The organism is Photobacterium atrarenae (genome assembly GCF_024380015.1).
GTDB lineage: Bacteria > Pseudomonadota > Gammaproteobacteria > Enterobacterales > Vibrionaceae > Photobacterium > Photobacterium atrarenae.
Genome location: NZ_CP101508.1, coordinates 2,849,252 through 2,870,553, shown reverse-complemented (window position 1 = coordinate 2,870,553; position 21,302 = coordinate 2,849,252). Strand labels below are relative to the sequence as shown.

Genomic DNA, 21,302 nt, shown 5'->3' with positions numbered 1-21,302 from the left:
GATGTTGCTGATCATCAATCTTACTATGCAACGCGGCGTCATTAACTGCAATCTATCTGTGCTGTTTTTTATGCGCTGTTCGCATGTAGTGAGGTATTCGTGCGGGTAAAGTCGGGCTGGAATGGAGGCCGAATAAACAATTTGAACAACAAACAGGGTTGACTCGGTCTGTGGATTCAGGTAAACGTTAACCAATACAGGCAATTGGCGATTATAGAATACAGTTATGTTTGTTATGTCCAGCACCACCACCATCACAACCATTATTACCGGCACCGTGTGTGTTGGGGCGGGCTGACACGCACACGAATTCGAAAAAGAGCCCGCACATTTCCATGTGCGGGTTTTTTTTTTGCCTTTTTTATTTTGAATAAATTTGCTTTCTACCGTACTGAATATGCAGTCAGGTCGTCAGTGAATACGGAAGTCGGGAGTAGGGAATGCGAGTACTAAAGTTTGGCGGCTCATCGTTAGCTGATGCGGATCGATTTTTACGGGCGGCAGAAATCATTGCTAATAATGCCCAGCAAGAGGAAGTGGCAGTCGTTCTGTCTGCGCCGGGTAAAGTCACCAATAAACTGGTGTCGGTGATCGACAGCACGGTGAAAACTGGCGAGTCAGAATTGCAGTTGGCGGATTTGGAAGGGGTGTTCCATGAGCTGCTGAGCGGGCTGAAAGCGCGGGAGCCGGCGTTTGACAAAGCCCTGGTTGATGCCAAGCTGGCCAGCTCGTTAGGCCAGCTGCGCCAGTATGTCCATGGGATGAAGTTGCTGGGTCTGTGTCCGGACAATGTCTATGCCAAAGTGATCAGCAAGGGCGAGCGGCTGTCGATTGTAGCGATGAAGGCGCTGCTGGAGGCCAAAGGTCAGCCGGCCAGCCTGATTGATCCGGTCGAGCGCTTGCTGGCGCACGGCGATTATCTCGAGGCCCATGTCGATATTGAAGCCTCGACCAAGAATTTTGTCCAGTCACCGCTGCCGCAGGGCCACGTCAATATTATGCCGGGTTTTACCGCGGGTAATGCGCAAGGTGAGCTGGTAACGCTGGGCCGCAATGGATCGGATTATTCCGCGGCGGTACTGGCTGCCTGTCTGCGCGCTGAGTGTTGCGAGATCTGGACCGATGTCGACGGCGTCTATAACTGCGATCCGCGCCTGGTGCCGGATGCCCGGCTGCTGAAGTCACTCAGCTACCAGGAAGCCATGGAGCTGTCCTACTTCGGCGCCTCGGTGCTGCATCCCAAAACAATAGCGCCGATTGCCCAGTTCCACATTCCCTGCCTGATTAAAAACAGTTTCAACCCGCAAGGGGCCGGCACCCTGATTGGCCAGGATACCGGGGAAGACAAGCTGGCGATTAAAGGGATCACCACGCTCAAAGATCTGACCATGGTCAACGTCTCCGGCCCGGGGATGAAAGGCATGGTCGGGATGGCGACCCGGGTGTTTGGTGCTATGTCGGCGGCCGGGGTGTCCATTGTGCTGATCACCCAGTCCTCCTCGGAGTACAGCATCAGTTTCTGTATCGAGAGTGGCGACAAAGCCGCGGCTCGCGACGCCCTGCACAATGTGTTTGAGCTTGAGCTCAAAGAAGGCCTGCTCGAGCCGGTCGAATTTCTCGATCACTCTGCCATTGTCACCCTGGTCGGTGACGGCATGCGCACCTCCCGCGGTGTGGCATCACGTTTCTTCACCTCGCTGGCCGAAGTGGATGTCAATGTGATTGCGATTGCTCAGGGCTCGTCTGAGCGGGCGATTTCGGCAGTGATCCCGGCGGAGAAAGTTTCCGAAGCGGTCAAAGCGTGTCACGAGAACCTGTTCAACAGTAAGCACTTCCTTGATGTGTTTGTGATTGGGGTCGGCGGGGTCGGCGGCGAGCTGGTTGAGCAGATCCGCCGTCAGCAGGAGAAGCTGGCGTCCAGCGGAATCGTCATTCGGGTATGCGGCCTGGCCAACAGTAAAGGCTTGCTGCTCGACAGTAACGGCCTGCCGCTGGAGAACTGGCGCGATCTGATGGGCCAGGCCCATGAGCCGTTGACGCTGGCGCGGATGATCCAATTGGTGCAGCGGCACCATATTATCAATCCGGTGGTGATTGACTGTACCTCAGATCAAGGCATCGCCGAGCAGTATGCCGACTTCCTGGCTGCCGGTTTCCACGTGATCACCCCGAACAAGAAAGCCAATACCGCCAGCATGGCCTACTACCATCAGCTGCGCCAGGCTGCCCGCGGCACCCGTCGTAAATTTATGTATGAAACCACAGTCGGTGCCGGTCTGCCGGTGATTGAGAACCTGCAGAACCTGATGGCGGCCGGTGATGAGCTGGAGCGCTTCTCCGGGATCCTGTCGGGCTCACTGTCGTATATCTTCGGCAAATTGGATGAGGGCATGAGTTTTAGCGAGGCGACAACCGTCGCGCGCAATAACGGCTTTACCGAGCCGGATCCGCGAGACGATCTTTCCGGCATGGATGTGGCCCGCAAGCTGTTGATCCTGGCCCGTGAAGCCGGAATGGCGCTGGAGCTGGACGATGTCGAGGTCGAGCAGGCGCTGCCGCCGGGCTTTGACGCTGAAGGTAGCGTGGATGAATTTATGGCCCGCCTGCCGCAGGCCGATGCCTACTTTAGCCAGCTGTCGGCCGAAGCCGCGGCGGAAGGCAAGGTTCTGCGCTACGTCGGGGAAATTGATCACGGTCGCTGCGCGGTGAAAATCGCGGCTGTGAACCCGGATGATCCGATGTTTAAAATCAAGGACGGTGAGAATGCCCTGGCCTTCTACAGCCGTTACTATCAACCGATCCCTCTGGTGCTGCGCGGCTACGGCGCAGGAACCGAGGTGACAGCCGCCGGCGTATTTGCCGATCTGATGCGGACCTTAGGCTGGAAGCTAGGAGTTTAACATGAGTGTTGTTGTTTATGCGCCTGCCTCGATTGGCAATGTGAGTGTCGGATTTGATGTCCTGGGGGCCGCGGTGTCCCCGGTGGATGGCACCCTGCTGGGGGATCGGGTGCAGGTTGCTGCCGGTGAGCAGCCTTTCTCCCTGCGTTGTGTCGGTAACTTTGTTGATAAGCTGCCACAGGTGGCCGAGGAAAACATTGTTTACCGGTGCTGGCAGGTGTTTGGCCGGGAGCTGGAAAAGCACGCGTTGCCGCTCAAGCCGGTGGCGATGACCCTGGAAAAGAATATGCCGATCGGCTCGGGGCTCGGCTCCAGTGCCTGCTCAATCGTGGCCGCGCTGGATGCACTCAACCGTTTTCACGATCTGCCGCTCGATGAAACCGAGCTGCTGGCGCTGATGGGCGAGATGGAAGCGGAGATCTCCGGCAGCCTGCATTATGACAATGTGGCGCCGTGCTATCTCGGCGGGTTGCAGTTCATGGTCGAAGCGCTCGGGATCATCAGCCAGCCGGTGCCGTGCTTTGAACAGTGGTACTGGGTGATGGCCTATCCGGGGATCAAGGTGCCAACCGCGGAAGCGCGGGCGATTTTGCCGTCGCAGTACCGTCGCCAGGATGTCATTGCCCATGGCCGCTACCTGGGCGGCTTCATTCATGCCTGTCATAGCCAACAGCCTGAGCTGGCGGCGGCGATGATCAAAGATGTGGTGGCGGAGCCGTATCGCGAGCGATTACTACCGGGATTTGCCGAGGCGCGGCAGTATGCGCTGGAAGCCGGGGCGCTGGCCAGCGGGATCTCCGGATCAGGGCCGACCATGTTTACCGTCTGTAACGATATTGAAGTGGCTCAGCGTATTGCACGCTGGCTCGAAGCCCATTATGTTCAGAATGATGAAGGATTTGTCCATGTCTGCCAGCTGGACGGACAGGGATCACAAGTAACTGGAAGTGAGCTATAACCATGAAGTTGTATAACTTAAAAGAGCACCAAGAGCAGGTTTCGTTTGGTCAGGCCGTCCGTCAGGGGCTGGGCCGGAACCAAGGTTTATTTTTCCCGAGCGAGCTGCCGGAGCTGGGCGATATCGACAGTCTGCTTGAGATGGATTTTGTCAACCGCAGCAGCAAAATCCTGTCGGCTTTTATCGGCGAGGAGCTGGCCGCTGAAACCGTGGCGCAGATGGTCTCGAATGCGTTTCAGTTCCCGGCACCGATTACCCAGGTGAAAGACGGGGTTTATGCGCTGGAGCTGTTCCACGGCCCGACCCTGGCGTTTAAAGATTTCGGGGGGCGGTTTATGGCCCAGTCGCTGGCCGCAGTCACTGACGATGACGGCCATATCACCATTCTGACTGCGACCTCCGGCGATACCGGCGCGGCGGTGGCCCATGCGTTCTACGGCATGGAGAAAATCAAAGTGGTGATCCTGTATCCGAAAGGCAAGATCAGCCCGCTGCAGGAAAAGCTGTTCTGTACCCTGGGCGGTAATATCACCACAGTTGCTGTTGATGGCACCTTTGATGACTGTCAGGCGCTGGTGAAGCAGGCATTTGATGATGAAGCACTGCGTCAGGAAGTGGGCCTGAATTCGGCCAACTCGATCAACATCAGCCGTCTGATGGCCCAGATCTGCTACTACTTCGAAGCGGTGGCCCAATTGCCGAAAGCCGAGCGCGAGAACCTGGTGGTGTCGGTCCCGAGTGGTAACTTCGGCAACCTGACCGCAGGCCTGCTGGCCAAAGCACTCGGCTTACCGGTCAAGCGCTTTATTGCCGCCACCAACGTCAATGACACCGTCCCGCGTTACCTGAAAGACGGTGAGTGGGCGCCGAAGCCGACGGTCCCGACCCTGTCCAATGCCATGGATGTCAGCCAGCCCAACAACTGGCCGCGAATTGAAGAACTATGCCAGGTTAAAGGCTGGGGCCTGAACGAGCTGGGTTATGGTGCGGTCACCGATGCTCAGGCGAGTGAAACCCTGCGTCAGATGGATGCCGAAGGCTATTTGTGTGAGCCGCATGGCGCGATTGCGTACCGGGTCCTGACCGAGCAGCTGGCTGAAGGTGAAACCGGTCTGTTCCTGTGCACGGCCCACCCGGCGAAGTTTAAGGAAGTGGTCGATGAGATCCTGGGTAAAGATATTGCGCTGCCGGGCCCGCTGGCTAAGCACAACGCCATGGCACTGCTGTCGCTCGAGCGTGACAATGATTTCGACCAGCTCAAGGCCGTCCTGCGCAGCGTGCAGGACTAATCGGAGCTGCTTTGAATCAGGTTTGAGCTTGGGGATATTTCCGAAGCTGAGCTAAAAAAACACCAGTCGGGTTGTCCCGGCTGGTGTTTTTGTTTGTCAGGTCTGCACCCCGGATCAAAAACGGCACCCTCAGGTGCCGTACTATAAAATCTCTAGCCGGGGATCACAGGCTGTTGGTGAAGGTGCGGGCGATCACGTCCTGTTGCTGCTCGCGGGTCAGCGAGTTAAAACGAACCGCGTAGCCGGAAACGCGGATAGTCAGTTGCGGATATTTTTCCGGGTGCTTGGCTGCATCTTCCAGGGTTTCGCGTTTGAGCACATTCACATTCAGGTGCTGGCCGCCTTCAACTTTTGCCGGGGCTTCGATCGCAACTTCACGAAATTCATACTCACCCAAATCAGTCGCAGGGATAACCTGGTCTGCTTCGTAACCTGCTTTCGCAGCAACACAACGTGCTTCATTGTTTTCTGTATCGAGTAGCCAGATCGAGTTGAGTAGATCGTCGTTTGCTGCTTTTGTAATTTGAATACCAGTGATCATGACTTACGCCTCCGCAGGATGTCGTTTAATTATTTCGATTTCGGGGTCGAGCTGGGTAATATATAACCGGTTTGCGGCAGGGTGTCGTTGATTTAGATCAATTTACAAAAATAATCCCATACTTTTATAGTGGGTTAATTTTGAGTTCGGTCAATAAATTATGTATTTATATGTACTTATTGGTTTTGTGTATAAATGCAGCGTTTAATTAAAAATAACAACATTTCGTAAAATTACTACATTTTGAAGCCGTACGAATTCAATCAAGACGACCTCCGGCAGGGGGAGATTGCCGACATAAGGAGCACCATGAAGTATATCGGAGCACATGTTTCCGCCGCGGGCGGCGTGTTCAATGCGCCGCAGAATGCGGCTCAAATCGGGGCCAATGCGTTTGCCCTGTTTACCAAAAACCAGCGTCAATGGGTTGCCAAGCCCCTGACGCCAGATGTGATTGAGGCGTTCAAAGCCCACTGCCGTCAACATGGCTTTCGGCCCGAGATGATTCTGCCGCATGACTCATACCTGATTAACCTCGGCGCACCTGAGGCGGAGAAACTGGAGAAGTCGCGCCAGGCCTTTATTGATGAAATGCAGCGTTGTCAGCAGCTGGGGCTGACGCTGTTGAACTTCCATCCGGGAAGCCATCTGAAGAAAATCTCTGAGCAGGCGTGCCTGGCTCTGATTGCTGAGTCGATCAATCTGGCCCATGCCGCGGTGCCGGATGTCGTGGCAGTGATTGAGAACACGGCCGGACAGGGCAGTAACCTGGGCTGGCGGTTCGAGCATCTGGCCGCCATTATCGAGCAGGTCGAGGATCAATCCCGGGTCGGGGTCTGTATTGATACCTGCCATACTTTTGCGGCCGGCTATGATTTACGCACAGCTGCGGCGACAGAAGCAACCTTCGCTGAATTTGACCAGGTGGTGGGGATGCAATATTTGCGGGGGATGCATCTGAACGACTCCAAAGGCGGACTCGGCAGCCGGATTGATCGCCATCAGTGTCTTGGCGATGGCGAGATCGGTTGGGAGTGTTTTCGCTACCTGATGCAGGACAGTCGCTTTGATGGCCTCCCGCTGGTGCTGGAAACCATTCAGCCTGAGCGCTGGCCGGAGGAAATTGCCACCCTGCGCCGTTTTGCTGCTGAGGAAGCCGGCATCGGCTGAGCCTGCTTCGGGCATCGGTTTCTTCTTGTCAGAAAGCGCTCTAAAATAGACGCTTGAGCGAAATGAGCAGGAGTTACCACAGCCTTATGATGAGCTGGCAGGACATTATTACCCGGGAGCAAGCGCAGCCCTATTTTCAGCAGCTGACACAATTTATTGCGGCTGAAAGGGCGGCCGGAAAAGCCATTTACCCGCCTGAGCCGGAGGTCTATCACGCCTTTGCCTTAACACCTTTCACCCAGGTCAAAGTGGTGATCCTGGGGCAGGATCCGTATCACGGCCCGGATCAGGCGCACGGGCTGAGTTTTTCCGTCAAGCCCGGTATCAAGCCGCCGCCGTCGCTGGCCAACATGTATAAGGAGCTGGCGACTGATATTCCGGGATTTGAAATCCCGCGTCACGGCTGCCTGAGCCCCTGGGCTGAGCAGGGCGTACTGCTGTTGAACACTGTGCTGACGGTGGAGCAGGGCAAAGCCCACTCTCATGCCAAGATGGGGTGGGAAACCTTTACTGACCGGATCATTGAAGCGATCGATCAGCAGCTTGAGGGGGTGGTTTTTCTGCTGTGGGGCAGCCATGCCCAGAAAAAAGGCAAGAAAATTAATCGCGATAAGCATCATGTGCTGACCTCGGCGCACCCATCCCCGCTGTCGGCTTATCGCGGTTTCTTCGGCTGCCAGCATTTTTCCAAGACCAACGGCCTGTTGCGGCAGATGAACAAAACAGAGATCCAGTGGGCACTGGCGGATCACTGAGCGGATGGCATGTGATCGCCTCGCGTAAGTTGATTATTTAATAATCAGGATCAAGGCATTATCGGCCACAAGGGCTTACACTCAAAATACGATGAGGAGAAGTCTTTGGGGAGGGAACGACCATGATGCTGGAAAGTATTCACACTGAACATGGCTATATGATGCGTCTGCTGAACATACTGAGGCAGAAGCTGGCGGCCATTCAGCAAGGCAAGGATGTGAACTATCAATTGCTCAAAGATATTGTTGAGTATCTGCAAAAACACGCTGAGTGTTGCCATCACCCGAAAGAGGATTTGTTGTATCGCTACTATCAGTCCCATTATGACGACTGCCGCGAAATGAAAGATCTGGAACTGGAGCATACTGAGCTGGCCAGGCTAACTCAGGAGTTTTCGGATACCGTTGATATGATCCTGATGGATGCCGTGATCCCGCTTGATGTATTTGCCGATAAGCTCAACATTTTTGTGCAGCGGCAAATTGCCCATCTGGAATTCGAGGAAAAACACATCTTTCCACTAATTCGAAATAAGTTTACTGCACAGGACTGGGTGGCGGTATCGGCACAATATGAAGAGTGTGCCTGTGATCCGCTGTTTGGTGATCAGGTCTCGGAACGCTATCGCGGTTTGGCTGAGCGCCTCAATACCCGAGGCTGATGAATACCAATGATAGTCAATCACGGGCCATCCAAGCTTGTTAACACGCTTGATAACGGCGTTAGAATTTTTGACTGTAGAATAACTACTTATCAAAATAATTCGGCCTTGTTCTCAAGCATTTTTTTCTGGGCTATTTCTGAGCACTGACTTCGTGTGATTGGTATCAGGCGAAACAAAACGTGCCGGCTACTTGCCGGCGCGTACAGTTATAGGGGGCTTTCAGAAATCAATATCGTCTGAAGTATCGCGAAACATATCAATTTCTGCCAACTCTTTGCGAAGCCGTTGTTTGTCCTTAAGCGCTTCAATTTCACGCCATTTACGTTTGACCGGTTTGCTACGGGCCGCACGGCGCGGCGTGTCTGTTGCAAGAATGTCATCGAATGCAAAGCTATCCATAAAGCACCTCTTTCTTACAGGTTGGTCTAAGTTAAATATCATACTGAGACTTAAAATAAAATTGCCATGTTTCGCATTTGTTACTTATTGATGAACTTTTTGTGTGCGTGTGATCGCAATTTATGCCGAAGGAGAAGGGTGGTGTACAAAAAATAGACGCTTTTCAGTCCCAGGGGGAAACGGGTACGCCGCTTGATCGTATGCTTTGGTAGGGAAAACTGGCCCGCTGGCGGGATATTCTGAGTGAACATATTGATTTTTTGTGGTGTTCTTTGCATGATCCTGCGCCACCAGCAGCCGGCTCTGCGATTGGTTCTCCAACGAGGCTGCTGTATTCAGGGCGCATTGTCACCGACGTGAATATGTACCTGTCAAAGTACCACACAACAGAATAGCAATGAGAATGGTTGCGCGAAGCAACCCGGTTAAGGATTCAACCTGTGCACGAGTGTGATGACGGGCTGGATTTGTTTTTGATGATTTTCAAGGGGTAGATGTGTCAAGCCAGATTAATTTTATCAACGATCTGTTATGGGGCTCCGTGCTCATTTATCTGCTGATTGGCGTCGGGGTGTTTTTTACCTACCGTCTGGGTTTTATTCAGTTTCGCCACTTTGGCCACATGTTCCGGGTGATGAAGAACAGCCGTAAGTCGGATCCGGCCGGGATCTCTTCTTTTCAGGCTTTGTGTACCAGTCTGGCTGCCCGGGTCGGCACCGGCAACATGGCTGGGGTCGCGGTGGCCCTGACCTTCGGCGGGCCTGGGGCCATTTTCTGGATGTGGCTGATTGCCATGTTGGGGATGGCGACGGCATTTGCCGAAAGTGCCCTGGCGCAGTTGTATAAAACCCGGGATGATGACGGTAATTATCGCGGTGGCCCGGCCTATTACATGGAAAAGGGGCTGGGGATGCGCTGGATGGGCGTGGTATTTTCCGTCTGTTTGATCATTGCCTTCGGCCTGGTGTTTAACTCGGTGCAGGCCAATTCGATCACTCAGGCCATGAATGTGGCGTTTGGCTGGAACCCGACCTATGTCGGCGTCGGCCTGGTGGTGATGGCCGGGGTGATTATTTTTGGCGGCATGCGTACCATCGCCCGTACCGCCGAAGTGCTGGTGCCGGCCATGGCCTTGTGTTACCTGCTGCTGGCCTTGTTCATTATGGCGATGAACCTGGAAAAGCTGCCGGAGATCCTGGTGATGATTTTCCGCAGTGCGTTTGGCTTGCAGGAAGCGGCCTCGGGCGCGTTGGGCTATTCGATCGCCCAGGGCATGATTAACGGGTTGCAGCGCGGGCTGTTTTCCAACGAGGCCGGGATGGGCTCGGCGCCGAATGCTGCCGCCTCGGCGACGCCTTATCCCCCGCATCCGGCCTCTCAGGGCTATGTACAGATGCTGGGCGTGTTTATGGACACCCTTGTGATCTGCTCTGCAACGGTGGCGATCATCCTGATGTCGGGCGAGTATGTGCCGCATGGTGAGGTGACCGGCATTGAGCTGACCCAGCGAGCCCTGAGCTCTCAGGTCGGCGACTGGGGCGCCGTGTTCATTGCCGTGGCCATTTTCTTCTTTGCGTTTACCTCGCTGGTCGCCAACTACTCTTATGCCGAAACCAACCTGATCTTCCTGGAGCATAATCATAAGGCCGGTCTGACGGTCTTCCGGATGGTGGTCTTGGGGATGGTGATGTTTGGGGCGGTGGCCGATCTGCCGACCGTCTGGAAGATGGCGGATATCTCGATGGGAATGATGGCGATCATCAACCTGATCGCGATAGTGCTGCTCTCGGGCACGGCGGTGAAGCTGGCCCGAGACTACAACAAGCAGCTGGGTCTGGGTAAAGTGCCGACCTTTGACAGTCATGATTACCCCGAGCTGCACGCCCAGCTCGAAGAGGGAATTTGGGATCAGTCCGGCAAGCGCTAATCGCTGCAGCCTATCCCAGAAATTGGTCAAGCCACGCGACTATCGCGTGGTTTTTTTTGTCAGCAATGTTACCCTTTTGAGGAATGAACCTTTTCGGGAATAACGTCTTATGTTGATTGTGGTATCACCTGCCAAAACGCTTGATTATGAATCCCCGCTGGCGACGCAGAGCTACACCCAGCCATTGCTGACCGATCATGCCGCTGAACTGATCGCCGTCTGTCGTGAGCTGACGCCGGTGGATATTGCCAGCCTGATGAAGGTCAGCGATAAAATTGCCGGCCTCAATGCGGCCCGGTTTGCTGACTGGCAGCCGGACTTTACCCCAGACAACGCCCGGCAGGCGATCCTGGCCTTTAAAGGGGATGTTTATACCGGGCTTGATGCCGAGACCATGAGCGAAGCCGATTTTGCTTACGCCCAGCAACACCTGCGGATGCTCTCCGGCCTTTATGGTCTGCTGCGCCCGCTTGATCTGATGCAGCCGTACCGGCTGGAAATGGGCACCAAGCTGGCGAACCCGCGCGGCGCTAACCTGTATCAGTTCTGGGGCGGGATCATCACCGACCAGCTCAATGAAGCACTGGCGGCGCAGGGGGATAACATCCTGATTAACCTGGCCTCTAACGAGTATTTCAAGGCGGTGAAGTCCAAGCAGCTCAACGGTGAGGTGATCACGCCGGTGTTTAAAGACTGCAAGAACGGCCAGTACAAGGTGATTAGCTTTTATGCCAAGAAAGCCCGTGGCCTGATGGCCCGTTACATTATCGACAACCAAGTTGATTCGGTGGAAAAACTCAAGCAGTTTGATGTTGCCGGCTACTATTTTGCTGCGGATGAATCCACCGCCAAAGAGCTGGTGTTTAAACGCGAGGAGCAATCATAAGCAGATGCGGACGTTGAAAAAAAGGGCCGATCGGCCCTTTTTTCTGTTCAGGCTGCGAGCTCGGTGACGAGCCCGGTCAGCGTTACTTTTTAGCTTTCTTCTTTTTTCCCGCCGCTGTTTTCTTGGCGACTTTTTTCTTGCTCTTCTTTTTCACCGTTGATGGCTTTTTATGCTGCGGGCGCATGCCGTCGATGAAGCGCTCCGGTACTTCCTCTTTCATGTAACGGCCGACGCGCTCAATCATTTCCTGATCGTGGGCTTCGATCAGGGAAATCGCCGTGCCTTTCTTGCCGGCACGGGCAGTCCGGCCGATCCGGTGCAGGTAGATATCGGCCGTGCGTGGCATATCGAAGTTGATCACGTGGCTGACGTCCGGCAGGTCAATCCCGCGGGCGGCGACATCGGTGGCAATCAGCACGTTGACCGTTCCATCACGGAAGCGGGTGATGGCGTTGTTGCGCGATGCCTGGGCCATTTCGCCCTGGATCCAGCAGCACGGGATCTTCATCGCCGCTAGCTGGTCGCGCAGGGTTGCCAGACGCTCACGGGTTTTGACAAAGATAATGGTACGCTCAGCCTGGTGCTTGAGGATATGCTCCAGCAAGGCCAGCTTGTGTTCCATCTGATCGCAGCGGTGGTAGATTTGGTGGATTTTCTTGCGCTCACGCCGTGGCGGCTCGGCATTGACCTCCACCGGCTCGTTCAGGATGGTGCGGGAGAAATCACGGACCCCTTTGCCTTCCAGGGTGGCCGAGAACAGCAGGCTCTGGCGGCGCCAGCGGCATTCGTTGTGGATCCGCTCGACCGCTTTGCCAAAGCCCATGTCCAGCATCCGGTCAGCTTCGTCGAGGATCAGGCATTCGATCGCCCGGCAGTCGAAACGTTCGGCTTCAATGTACTCCATCAGGCGGCCCGGCGTGGCAACCACGATATCCTGGGTTTTGCCTAGCAGCTCGGCGTGCTCGTCGTAGGAAATACCGCCGGTGATGGTGAAAATTTTCAGGTCGGTATACTGAGCCAGGGCACGGGCCTGATCGGCGACCTGGATGGCCAGTTCGCGGGTCGGGGTCAGTACCAGGACGCGGGCCGGTCCGGGTTTCTTGCGCGGGAAATCCTGCAGGTGCTGGATCATCGGCAGCAGAAAAGCGGCCGTCTTTCCGGTGCCGGTCGGAGCGGAAGCCAGTACATCTCGACCGTCCATGGCATGAGGGATCGCCTGGGCCTGAATAACGGTCGGGCGATCGTAGCCGATTTTTTCAATCGCGCGTAACAGCTCGCTATCTAACTCTAATTCGGAAAAGTCTCTCACCAGTCGTTTCTCCTCGGGAATAAGACGAACGCCGATCATGCGGGTGCAACGCTGCAGGCGCATGACCAGAAACATAAGGGGCGGCATTATAGTGATTATTGCCGCCACGATCACCGGTTTCCCGCTAAAAACTTTTGCTGCTTCAGTTTGCCGGCACGGGACAGCCTTATAGTTTGAGGTAAAAATCCCGGGTCAGGGCGCAGAAGGCCGCTGAATATCGGCCCTGATGATGAATGGACAGATGCTCAGTCTGTGGCTGGCCCGGCTCAGGCAGCGGGGCTTTTGACAGCGCGATCAGCAACCGGCTAACCGGTTTACGTTCGGTGCTGCGGATCTCACACAGCCGGTGGCAGAAAAGCTGGTGCGCCTTGGCTTCTCGTAGCAACAGGCGGCCTTCATATTCCGGCAGGATCAGGCTCGCCTGGCCGTTGCCGTCCAGTAGATGACGGATGGTTGTCAGCAGGCAGTTATGGCTCAGGGTGTCGGTATGGCGAGCTGTGGCTCGGGATGAGCAGCTGGCTTGCTGGCCGTGGTTAAAATAGGGCGGGTTGCACACAATGGCGGAAAAGCGGCCGCCAGGCTGCTGCGCCCCCCAGTCGGTGACATCCTGCGTAATGCAGCAAAGCCGGGCCTGCCAGGGGGAGTTGGCAAAGTTGCTTGCGGCCGCACGGATGGCACGGGGGTCGATGTCGACTGCCGTGATCCGGGACTTGGCGGTGCGCTGTGCGGCCATCAGCGCCAGCAACCCGCTGCCTGTACCAATATCTACAATCTCCCCTTCGGCCGGCAGTGCCGCCCAGGCACCGAGCAGCACACCATCGGTGCTGACCGGCATGCCGCAGCCGAAATCATCGACATGGAACTGTTTGAATGTAAAGCCTTTTGCCATGGATATTACCGTTGTCCGTTGTGTATTACTGAGCGTGTGCGTACTGCTTGCTCTGATTCATGAAAGGGTTGACCGTTAAACGCCATTGTGGCCCTGGAACGTCTCATGGTTCGCGGGTAGTTCCCGCTGTCCGAGGCGGGGATTATAGCGGGAAGTGGCAGAATCGCGGAGCACCGGACGTCGAAAATGCAATGTTTACCGGCGCATCATGGGCGCGGGTGATATTTTGGTTACGGATTCGCTGTTGTATTGTAATTATTCTGATTTATAGCGATTGATGCTATTTGTTATCTTTCTGATAACAAAAATATTTTGGTCGTAAGCTCCATGTTTAGTGTTAAATTCAGATTTATGAACTGGCTATTGAATGTCCGGGCCAAAGATTGTGGTGTTTTTGACTGGGTGGTTGCTTATTGTTCTCTTTTTCTTCATTATGCTGCGAGGCATATCACATTTAGAAATAAGTTGTGCGTGCCATATAACTCAAAATATCGCAGACACATCATATAGATAACAAACGAGTGGGAAGGTGCAGTTTGAATAAAACACTCAAAATGACAGACATACTGGCGCTGGGCTTTATGACCTTTGCGTTTTTCCTTGGTGCAGGCAACATCATCTTTCCGCCCCAGGCGGGCCTGGCTGCCGGTGAAAACCTGCTGCCGGCGATGTTCGGTTTCCTGGCGACAGCGGTCGGTCTGCCGCTGATCGGAATTATTGCCGTCGCCGTTGCCGGTGGCGGCTGGAACGGGCTGACCCGCGATTTGCCACCGAAAGTGGCGACCCTGATGGCTGTGCTGATCTTCATTATTATTGGTCCCGCTTTTGCAGCACCGCGTACAGGTCTGGTCGCTTATGAGATGGCTGTGAAGCCGTTTATTGCCGATGCCGGTCAAATGAGTCTGACGATTTTCTCGGTCGTATTCTTTGCCGTGGCCCTGTTTTTTGCCTGGTCGCGCGGCAAGCTGATCGACATGATTGGTAAGTTTCTGACCCCGGCGCTGTTTGCCGTCCTAGCGGTGCTGGCGGTTGCCGTATTCATCAATCCGCAGGGTGATATTCTGGCTGCTCAGGGTGACTACGCCAATATGGCTTTCACTAAAGGCTTCCTGGAAGGCTATAACACCATGGATACCTTTGCGGCGCTGATGTTCGGGATGCTGATTGTCGATGTGATCCGCAAAAAAGGGGTGACCGATGAGAAGGCGACCTGCACCTACCTGATTTATGCCGGTGTGATTGCCGCAGCAGGCCTGGCGTTTGTCTATATTTCGCTGTTTTACCTGGGCGCAACCAGCTCGGCCGTGGCCGCCGGTGCGGATAATGGTGGTGCGATCCTGGCCGCTTATGTCCAGGCGCTGTTTGGCCCGGTGGGACAGATGATCCTGTCGGCGATTGTTCTGCTGGCGTGTCTGACCACGGCAATTGGCCTGATCAGTGCGTGTGCTGACTACTTCAGCTCGCTGACCAAACTGAGCTACGAAAAGTGGGCTGTGATCCTGTCAGTCGTGTGTGGCGTGGTTGCGAATGTCGGCCTGAACCAGTTGATCGCCCTGTCCATCCCGGTGCTGTTTGCCCTGTATCCGGTGGCAGTTGCCCTGGTGGCGCTGACGTTCGTGCGCGGCAAAATGGCGAATCCGCGTCTGGGTTATCGCCTGGTGCTGCTGGTCTCCTTGCTGTTCAGCCTGATTGATGCTGCCAAATTCATGGGCATTGATGTGTCGGCGCTGAATATTCTGCCGCTGTTTGACTACGGCATGGCGTGGGTACTGCCGACGCTGGCGGCGCTGGTGGTGTCTTTCTTTATTGGCGGTTCGGAGCAGGCAGAAGCCCGCACGGCATAAGCTGCTGATCACCGGATACGAAAACGGGATGCCTTGGCATCCCGTTTTGTTAGGGGCGGCTTGTGTCAGCAAAGCCTTGAGCCTGGGTTAGAGCGTCTCGCTGTACTCGGTCAGGATCTGCTCGCACCATTGGGCGATCCGCGCATCGCTCAGTTCGTATTGGCTGTCTTCATCAAGGGCCAGGCCGACGAAGAATTTCTGATCTTCGGTCAGGGCTTTTGAGGCTTCGAAATTATACCCTTCATTGCGCCAGTAGCCGACGTACTGAACGCCGGTTGGCAGCAGCTTATCGTGAAGCATGCCCATAGCATCGAGGAACCATTCGGTATAGCCCTCCTGATCGCCCAGGCCAAACAGGGCAACGGTTTTGCCGTTCAGCACCAGCCCGTCCAACTGCTCCCAGACCGCTTCCCAGTCTTCCTGCAGCTCACCGAAATCCCAGGTCGAAATCCCCAGGATCAGCATGTCGAAATCATTCATGGTACTGAGTTCAGCTTCTTTGATGTTATGCAGTTCGACCAGCTCAGCGCCGATACAGTCCCGGATTTTCTCTGCTGCCATTTCGGTATAACAGGTGGTTGAGCCGTAGAATAAGCCAATTTTCATGCTGCGAGTCCAGTTGGTGTGTGCAGTTAAACAGTAGCGGGGATTTTACCTAGGTTGGCGGCGGTTGACTAATGCTGTCGTTGCGGTGGGTTCGCGTGACTTTGTTTCCTGACACAAGACCCGTTGCTTTTGCCGGAAAATCAACTACCATGTCGAAAAGTACTGTTTATTTATCCATGTATTTATGGGCATAGGTGAGGAACGCGTGGAAAATGATGCAATGCTGCTGGAGCAGTTTCTGGATGCCATGTGGATGGAGCGGGGGCTGTCGGAAAATACCCTGACCTCGTACCGCAATGACTTGAGCAAGCTCTGTCACTGGATTGAGCAGGAACGCAGCAGCCTGGTGACCGTCACCGTTGATGATTTGCAGCGCTATCAGCAGTGGCTGTTTGACGCCGATTACAAGCAGACCTCCCGGGCACGAATGGTGTCGGCGATCCGCCGCCTGTTTCAGTATCTTCACCGCGAAGCGATTCGCGAAGATGATCCCAGTGCGCTGCTGATCAGCCCCAAACTGCCCAAGCGGTTGCCGAAAGATATTACCGAAGCCCAGGTCGATGCCCTGCTCGATGCGCCAGACCCCAATGATCCGATCGAGCTGCGGGACAAGGCGATGCTGGAGTTGCTCTACGCCACCGGGCTGCGGGTGACGGAGTTGGTGAGCCTGACGATGGAAAATGTCAGCCTGCGTCAGGGGGTGGTTCGGGTGACCGGTAAAGGGGATAAAGAGCGGCTGGTGCCGATGGGAGAGAATGCGGTGGACTGGATTGAGCAGTTTCTGGCCAGTGGCCGCCCGGTGCTGCTGGGCGAAAAAAGCTCGGATGTGGTATTTCCCAGCAAGCGCGGCAAACAGATGACGCGGCAGACCTTCTGGTACCGGATCAAGCATTATGCCCTGCTGGCCGGAATTGATGCCGAAACGCTGTCGCCGCATGTGATGCGTCATGCGTTTGCGACCCATCTGCTGAACTACGGTGCGGATTTGCGGGTGGTGCAGATGTTACTGGGCCACAGCGATCTGTCGACCACCCAGATTTATACCCATGTTGCCACCGAGCGGCTTAAACAGCTGCACGAAACGCACCATCCGCGAGCCTGATTTGTGTCCCCCGGCAGAGTCTGTACAATGCCGCGGGTAAGGGGCTGTTATACTCAACCTATCTGTGGGGCGTATCACAGGTAAACGCAGTCAGGACCGGGACTGATTGAACTCTGAAAGTTTTTCAGACTCTGAAGGTCTTACTGGTTATCTATATTTTTGCTTAAAAAGGAAATAGTTGATGCACTTTTTGGGTCGTACGATACTTGCGACGGCAGTCGCGATGACAGCGTTCACCGCTGCTGCCAAACCGGATCAGGCAGCGATCGAGCGCAAACTGGGGGCCATTGGCCTGACGCCGACATCGATCACCCCCTCGCCGATAGCGGGGATGAATGAGGCCGTCACAGAGCGTGGTATCGTGTATGTCTCTGATGACGGCGGCTATTTCCTGGTTGGCCACCTGTATGACAATGCAGCCGGTAACCCGGTCAACCTGACCGAACTGAAAATGGCCAAAATTAACAAAGATAAGCTGGCCGGCATGGAAGATGAAATGATCATCTATCCGGCGAAAAACGAAAAACATGTTGTGACTGTTTTTACCGATACCACCTGTGGCTATTGTCGTAAGCTGCATAGCGAAATGCAGGCTTATAACGATGCCGGTATTACCATCCGTTACCTCGCTTTCCCGCGGGGTGGCGAGCGATCGCGAAACTTTGGCGAGATGAGTGCGATCTGGGCGGCGAAAGATCCGGTCAAGGCGATGGATGCTGCCAAAGGCGGTAGTTTTGATGCCAGTGGTCAGCCGCAGCGCGCTGATCTGGTACGCAAACACTACGAATTGGGTGTGGCGATGGGGGTCAATGGGACGCCGGCACTGATCCTGGAAGACGGCACAATGCTGCCGGGTTACCAGCCGGCCAGCCGCCTGAGCCAGCTGCTGGACAGCCGCAGTTAAGCACGCCGCCCACTTAGTTTTGAGGCCCGGCTTCGGCTCCCCGATGCCGGGTTTTTTATGGCCGTGGAGTGGTATACTCGGTCTAATTTTCCCAGTTTGTCACAGAGTTCACCTTGCTATGATTGAAATTAAACGTCGGCCCCAGGCGGATACCAGCGGCTTTTCGGACGCCGTCCACCCCTTGCTTAAACGGATTTATGCCAGCCGGGGACTGACCACGGACAGCGATCTGGAGCGCGGCGCCCGGGGCTTGCATAGTTTCAATCAGCTGCACGGGATCGACGCTGCGGTGGGTTTGTTGATCCCGGCACTGGCGGAGCAGCGGCGGATTATCGTGGTCGGCGACTTCGATGCCGACGGTGCGACCAGCTCGGCGCTGTCGGTGCTGGCGTTGCGGATGCTGGGCAGCCGCAATGTCGATTACCTGGTGCCGAACCGTTTTGATGACGGCTATGGCCTGAGCCCGGAAGTCGTGGCGCAGGCCGAGGCGCGTGGCGCCGAGCTGATCATGACGGTGGATAACGGGGTTTCGTCAATTGCCGGGGTCGCCGCGGCCAAGGCAAAAGGCATGCAGGTGCTGGTGACCGATCATCACTTGCCGGGCGAGACGCTGCCGGAGGCCGATGCGATTGTGAACCCGAATCTGCACGAGTGTGACTTCCCGTCGAAAGCCTTGTGTGGGGTTGGCGTAGCATTTTACCTGATGCTGGCGTTGCGGGCAGCCCTGCGTGAAGCCAACTGGTTTACCGAGCAGGGGCTGGCCGAGCCGAACCTGGCTGAGCTGCTGGACTTGGTTGCTCTTGGCACGGTCGCGGACGTGGTGGCGCTGGATGGCAATAACCGCATTCTGGTCCACCAGGGGCTGCAGCGGATCCGGGCCGGTAAATGCCGTCCGGGGATCCGGGCGCTGATTGAAGTGGCCAACCGCGATCCGGCCAAACTGGTGTCGAGCGATCTCGGCTTTGCGCTCGGCCCGCGGATCAACGCCGCCGGTCGCCTGGATGATATGTCCTTCGGCGTTGAGCTGCTGCTGTGCGATAACATGCAGGCCGCGCGGCGGATGGCCTCTGAGCTGGATGCGCTGAACCAGACCCGCAAGGAAATCGAGCAGGGGATGAAAGAAGAGGCGCTGGCGATCTGCGAGCGTCTCAAGTTCAACCAGCAGGATATGCCCTATGGCCTGGCCCTGTTCCAGCGCGACTGGCATCAGGGGGTGATCGGGATTCTGGCTTCGCGGATCAAAGAGCTCTATCACCGCCCGGTGATTGCTTTTGCCGATGCGGGTAGCGGGGAAATCAAAGGCTCCTGTCGTTCCATTCCCGGGCTGCACATGCGTGATGTGCTGGATCTGATTGATACCCAGAATCCGGGAATGATCCTGAAATTTGGCGGCCACGCCATGGCGGCGGGACTGACGATCCCGGAAAACCAGCTGGAGGCGTTCAGCCGGGCGTTTGATCAGGCGGTGCGCCGTGAGCTGGACGAAGATGCCCTCAAGGGTGTGCTGCTGAGCGATGGCGAGCTGTCGCCGCAGGAGCTGAATCTGTCGACGGCGGAGCTGCTGCGCGCCGGTGGTCCCTGGGGGCAGCAGTTTCCGGAGCCGATGTTCGATGGTCATTTCCGCCTGCTGCATCAGAAGCTGGTGGGCGGCAAGCACCTGAAAATGATGCTGGAACCGATTGGTGGCGGCAGTGTGATCGACGGCATTGCCTTTAATATTGATCTGCGGCGCTGGCCGGACGCGTCGGTGCAGCAGGTACAGCTGGTTTATCGCCTGGATGTCAATGAGTACCGCGGCAACAGCAGCGCCCAGCTGATGGTCGAGCATCTCGAACCGCTCTGACCGTCCTGTATTCCCCGGGCCGTATTGCTATGACCGGTCCGGGAAAGGCGTGTATGCCCTCTGGGCCTTCACGCCGTTTTTGTGATCGGGGTTAAAGAATAAAAATCGCCGATAACCTTTCTTCCCCCCTGTATATTCTATCTACAATTCGATAGAATCCTTCGGTTATGTCCATTTCGGCAGTGAAGATTGGCAATGTTCGAGATTAATCCTATTAAAAACCGACTTGAGGATGTGTCAGCACGAACTGACGTCCTTAGGGGGTACCTTTGACTATGATGCGAAGAAAGAGCGTCTGGAAGAGGTTAATGCAGAGTTAGAGCAACCGGGTGTATGGAATGAGCCTGAGCGCGCACAAGCGCTGGGTAAAGAGCGTGCATCTTTAGAAGCGGTTGTTGAAACAATTGACCAGCTGGATCAGGGCGTTGAAGACGTCGATGGTCTGCTGGAGCTGGCCGTGGAAGAAGACGACCAGGAAACATTTGATGAGATCGAGCCGGAACTGGCCGAGCTGGAAAGTAAGCTGGAGCAGCTTGAGTTCCGCCGTATGTTCTCCGGCGATCATGACGGATCGGATTGTTATATCGACCTTCAGGCAGGTTCGGGGGGTACCGAAGCCCAGGACTGGACCTCGATGATGCTGCGCATGTACCTGCGCTGGGCGGAAGCCAAAGGTTTCAAGACCGAGGTGATCGAAGTTTCCGAGGGCGATGTTGCCGGCCTGAAATCAGCCACGGTCCGCATCAGCGGCGAGTATGCCTACGGCTGGCTGCGCACGGAAACCGGCGTCCACCGCCTGGTTCGCAAGTCGCCGTTTGACTCCGGCGGCCGTCGCCATACGTCGTTCGCTTCCGCGTTTATTTATCCGGAAGTTGATGACAATATCGACATCGAGATCAACCCGTCCGATCTGCGGATTGACGTCTATCGTGCCTCAGGCGCTGGTGGTCAGCACGTCAACACCACAGAATCAGCGGTTCGGATCACCCACGTGCCGACCAATACTGTGGTGCAGTGTCAGAACGACCGTTCTCAGCATAAAAACAAAGATCAGGCGATGAAGCAGCTGAAAGCGAAGCTGTTCGAGCTTGAAATGCAGAAGCAGAACGCAGAGAAGCAAGCCAATGAGGATGCCAAATCTGACATTGGTTGGGGCAGCCAGATCCGCTCTTACGTGTTGGATGATTCCCGCATCAAAGATTTGCGTACCGGGGTGGAAAACCGTAACACCCAGGCCGTACTGGACGGCGACCTCGACCGTTTTATTGAAGCCAGCCTGAAATCTGGTCTGTAACCGATATCGGTTCACGAATTT

Annotated in this window: 18 protein-coding genes and 1 other annotated feature; of the genes, 13 read left to right on the top strand and 5 right to left on the bottom strand. The window is 55.5% G+C overall.

Features of this window, described 5'->3' with window-relative positions; genetic code table 11:
- Positions 1-233 precede the first annotated feature (233 nt).
- Positions 234-354 (top strand) — a sequence feature (Thr leader region).
- Between the two features lie 86 nt (positions 355-440).
- Genes thrA through thrC form a run of 3 tightly spaced genes read left to right on the top strand, consistent with a single transcriptional unit; the run spans position 441 to position 5,147 of the window.
- Entirely contained in the window at positions 441-2,900 is a 2,460-nt protein-coding gene (gene thrA, locus NNL38_RS13415) for a bifunctional aspartate kinase/homoserine dehydrogenase I (protein WP_255388525.1), read from the top strand.
- Position 2,901: 1 nt separating this feature from the next.
- Positions 2,902-3,858, top strand: a complete 957-nt coding sequence (gene thrB, locus NNL38_RS13410) for a homoserine kinase (RefSeq protein ID WP_255388524.1) — start codon at positions 2,902-2,904, stop codon at positions 3,856-3,858.
- Positions 3,859-3,860: 2 nt separating this feature from the next.
- On the top strand, positions 3,861-5,147 hold the full coding sequence (thrC, locus tag NNL38_RS13405; protein ID WP_255388523.1) for a threonine synthase: 1,287 nt from the start codon (positions 3,861-3,863) through the stop codon (positions 5,145-5,147).
- A 163-nt stretch (positions 5,148-5,310) separates the two neighbouring features.
- On the opposite strand, the gene grcA is transcribed toward thrC, so the two are convergent.
- Entirely contained in the window at positions 5,311-5,688 is a 378-nt protein-coding gene (gene grcA, locus NNL38_RS13400) for an autonomous glycyl radical cofactor GrcA (RefSeq protein WP_255388522.1), read from the bottom strand.
- A 309-nt stretch (positions 5,689-5,997) separates the two neighbouring features.
- Here grcA and nfo point away from each other — a divergent pair, with 309 nt between their 5' ends.
- The 3 genes from nfo (at position 5,998) to NNL38_RS13385 (ending at position 8,275) form a co-directional block, all read left to right on the top strand.
- Positions 5,998-6,858: a deoxyribonuclease IV gene (gene nfo, locus NNL38_RS13395; protein ID WP_255388521.1), complete on the top strand. Its 861-nt coding sequence runs from the start codon at positions 5,998-6,000 to the stop codon at positions 6,856-6,858.
- An 86-nt stretch (positions 6,859-6,944) separates the two neighbouring features.
- Entirely contained in the window at positions 6,945-7,613 is a 669-nt protein-coding gene (gene ung / locus NNL38_RS13390; protein ID WP_255388520.1) for a uracil-DNA glycosylase, read from the top strand.
- A 122-nt stretch (positions 7,614-7,735) separates the two neighbouring features.
- Positions 7,736-8,275, top strand: coding sequence for a hemerythrin domain-containing protein (locus NNL38_RS13385; protein WP_255388519.1), 540 nt, complete (start codon positions 7,736-7,738; stop codon positions 8,273-8,275).
- Between the two features lie 222 nt (positions 8,276-8,497).
- On the opposite strand, the gene NNL38_RS13380 is transcribed toward NNL38_RS13385, so the two are convergent.
- Entirely contained in the window at positions 8,498-8,677 is a 180-nt protein-coding gene (locus tag NNL38_RS13380; protein ID WP_255388518.1) for a DUF3545 family protein, read from the bottom strand.
- Between the two features lie 496 nt (positions 8,678-9,173).
- Here NNL38_RS13380 and NNL38_RS13375 point away from each other — a divergent pair, with 496 nt between their 5' ends.
- Positions 9,174-10,604, top strand: a complete 1,431-nt coding sequence (locus NNL38_RS13375) for an alanine/glycine:cation symporter family protein (RefSeq protein WP_255388517.1) — start codon at positions 9,174-9,176, stop codon at positions 10,602-10,604.
- A 109-nt stretch (positions 10,605-10,713) separates the two neighbouring features.
- Positions 10,714-11,490 (top strand): peroxide stress protein YaaA, encoded by a 777-nt coding sequence (gene yaaA / locus NNL38_RS13370; protein ID WP_255388516.1) that lies wholly within the window; start codon positions 10,714-10,716, stop codon positions 11,488-11,490.
- 82 nt (positions 11,491-11,572) lie between these two features.
- Here the strand turns inward: yaaA and srmB are convergent, their stop codons facing one another.
- Together srmB and NNL38_RS13360 are read right to left on the bottom strand one after the other, a co-directional pair.
- A complete protein-coding gene (srmB, locus tag NNL38_RS13365; RefSeq protein ID WP_255390651.1) occupies positions 11,573-12,799 on the bottom strand; it encodes an ATP-dependent RNA helicase SrmB in 1,227 nt (408 codons plus the stop codon).
- Between the two features lie 166 nt (positions 12,800-12,965).
- Positions 12,966-13,688, bottom strand: a complete 723-nt coding sequence (locus NNL38_RS13360) for a tRNA1(Val) (adenine(37)-N6)-methyltransferase (protein WP_255388515.1) — start codon at positions 13,686-13,688, stop codon at positions 12,966-12,968.
- 536 nt (positions 13,689-14,224) lie between these two features.
- Between NNL38_RS13360 and brnQ the strand changes: the two genes are divergently transcribed.
- Entirely contained in the window at positions 14,225-15,532 is a 1,308-nt protein-coding gene (brnQ, locus tag NNL38_RS13355; RefSeq protein WP_255388514.1) for a branched-chain amino acid transport system II carrier protein, read from the top strand.
- 87 nt (positions 15,533-15,619) lie between these two features.
- Here the strand turns inward: brnQ and fldB are convergent, their stop codons facing one another.
- Positions 15,620-16,138: a flavodoxin FldB gene (gene fldB, locus NNL38_RS13350; protein WP_255388513.1), complete on the bottom strand. Its 519-nt coding sequence runs from the start codon at positions 16,136-16,138 to the stop codon at positions 15,620-15,622.
- Positions 16,139-16,358: 220 nt separating this feature from the next.
- On the opposite strand from fldB, the gene xerD reads away from it, so the two are divergent.
- From xerD to prfB, 4 genes are all read left to right on the top strand, one after another.
- Positions 16,359-17,240: a site-specific tyrosine recombinase XerD gene (gene xerD, locus NNL38_RS13345; RefSeq protein WP_255390650.1), complete on the top strand. Its 882-nt coding sequence runs from the start codon at positions 16,359-16,361 to the stop codon at positions 17,238-17,240.
- Between the two features lie 181 nt (positions 17,241-17,421).
- Positions 17,422-18,144, top strand: coding sequence for a bifunctional protein-disulfide isomerase/oxidoreductase DsbC (gene dsbC / locus NNL38_RS13340; protein WP_255388512.1), 723 nt, complete (start codon positions 17,422-17,424; stop codon positions 18,142-18,144).
- 118 nt (positions 18,145-18,262) lie between these two features.
- Positions 18,263-19,987: a single-stranded-DNA-specific exonuclease RecJ gene (gene recJ, locus NNL38_RS13335; RefSeq protein ID WP_255388511.1), complete on the top strand. Its 1,725-nt coding sequence runs from the start codon at positions 18,263-18,265 to the stop codon at positions 19,985-19,987.
- Between the two features lie 195 nt (positions 19,988-20,182).
- Positions 20,183-21,281, top strand: a protein-coding gene (gene prfB / locus NNL38_RS13330) for a peptide chain release factor 2 (protein ID WP_255388510.1) whose coding sequence is annotated in 2 segments (ribosomal slippage) — positions 20,183-20,257 and positions 20,259-21,281 — 1,098 coding nt in all. Because the reading frame shifts where the segments join, the coding sequence is not laid out codon by codon here.
- Positions 21,282-21,302 lie beyond the last annotated feature (21 nt).

Coding starts and splice junctions, on each gene's coding strand:
- thrA (WP_255388525.1), top strand. CDS start 441: ATGCGAGTACTAAAGTTTGGCGGCTCATCGTTAGCTGATGCGGATCGA.
- thrB (WP_255388524.1), top strand. CDS start 2,902: ATGAGTGTTGTTGTTTATGCGCCTGCCTCGATTGGCAATGTGAGTGTC.
- thrC (WP_255388523.1), top strand. CDS start 3,861: ATGAAGTTGTATAACTTAAAAGAGCACCAAGAGCAGGTTTCGTTTGGT.
- grcA (WP_255388522.1), bottom strand. CDS start 5,688: ATGATCACTGGTATTCAAATTACAAAAGCAGCAAACGACGATCTACTC.
- nfo (WP_255388521.1), top strand. CDS start 5,998: ATGAAGTATATCGGAGCACATGTTTCCGCCGCGGGCGGCGTGTTCAAT.
- ung (WP_255388520.1), top strand. CDS start 6,945: ATGATGAGCTGGCAGGACATTATTACCCGGGAGCAAGCGCAGCCCTAT.
- NNL38_RS13385 (WP_255388519.1), top strand. CDS start 7,736: ATGATGCTGGAAAGTATTCACACTGAACATGGCTATATGATGCGTCTG.
- NNL38_RS13380 (WP_255388518.1), bottom strand. CDS start 8,677: ATGGATAGCTTTGCATTCGATGACATTCTTGCAACAGACACGCCGCGC.
- yaaA (WP_255388516.1), top strand. CDS start 10,714: ATGTTGATTGTGGTATCACCTGCCAAAACGCTTGATTATGAATCCCCG.
- NNL38_RS13360 (WP_255388515.1), bottom strand. CDS start 13,688: ATGGCAAAAGGCTTTACATTCAAACAGTTCCATGTCGATGATTTCGGC.
- fldB (WP_255388513.1), bottom strand. CDS start 16,138: ATGAAAATTGGCTTATTCTACGGCTCAACCACCTGTTATACCGAAATG.
- xerD (WP_255390650.1), top strand. CDS start 16,359: ATGCTGCTGGAGCAGTTTCTGGATGCCATGTGGATGGAGCGGGGGCTG.
- dsbC (WP_255388512.1), top strand. CDS start 17,422: ATGCACTTTTTGGGTCGTACGATACTTGCGACGGCAGTCGCGATGACA.
- recJ (WP_255388511.1), top strand. CDS start 18,263: ATGATTGAAATTAAACGTCGGCCCCAGGCGGATACCAGCGGCTTTTCG.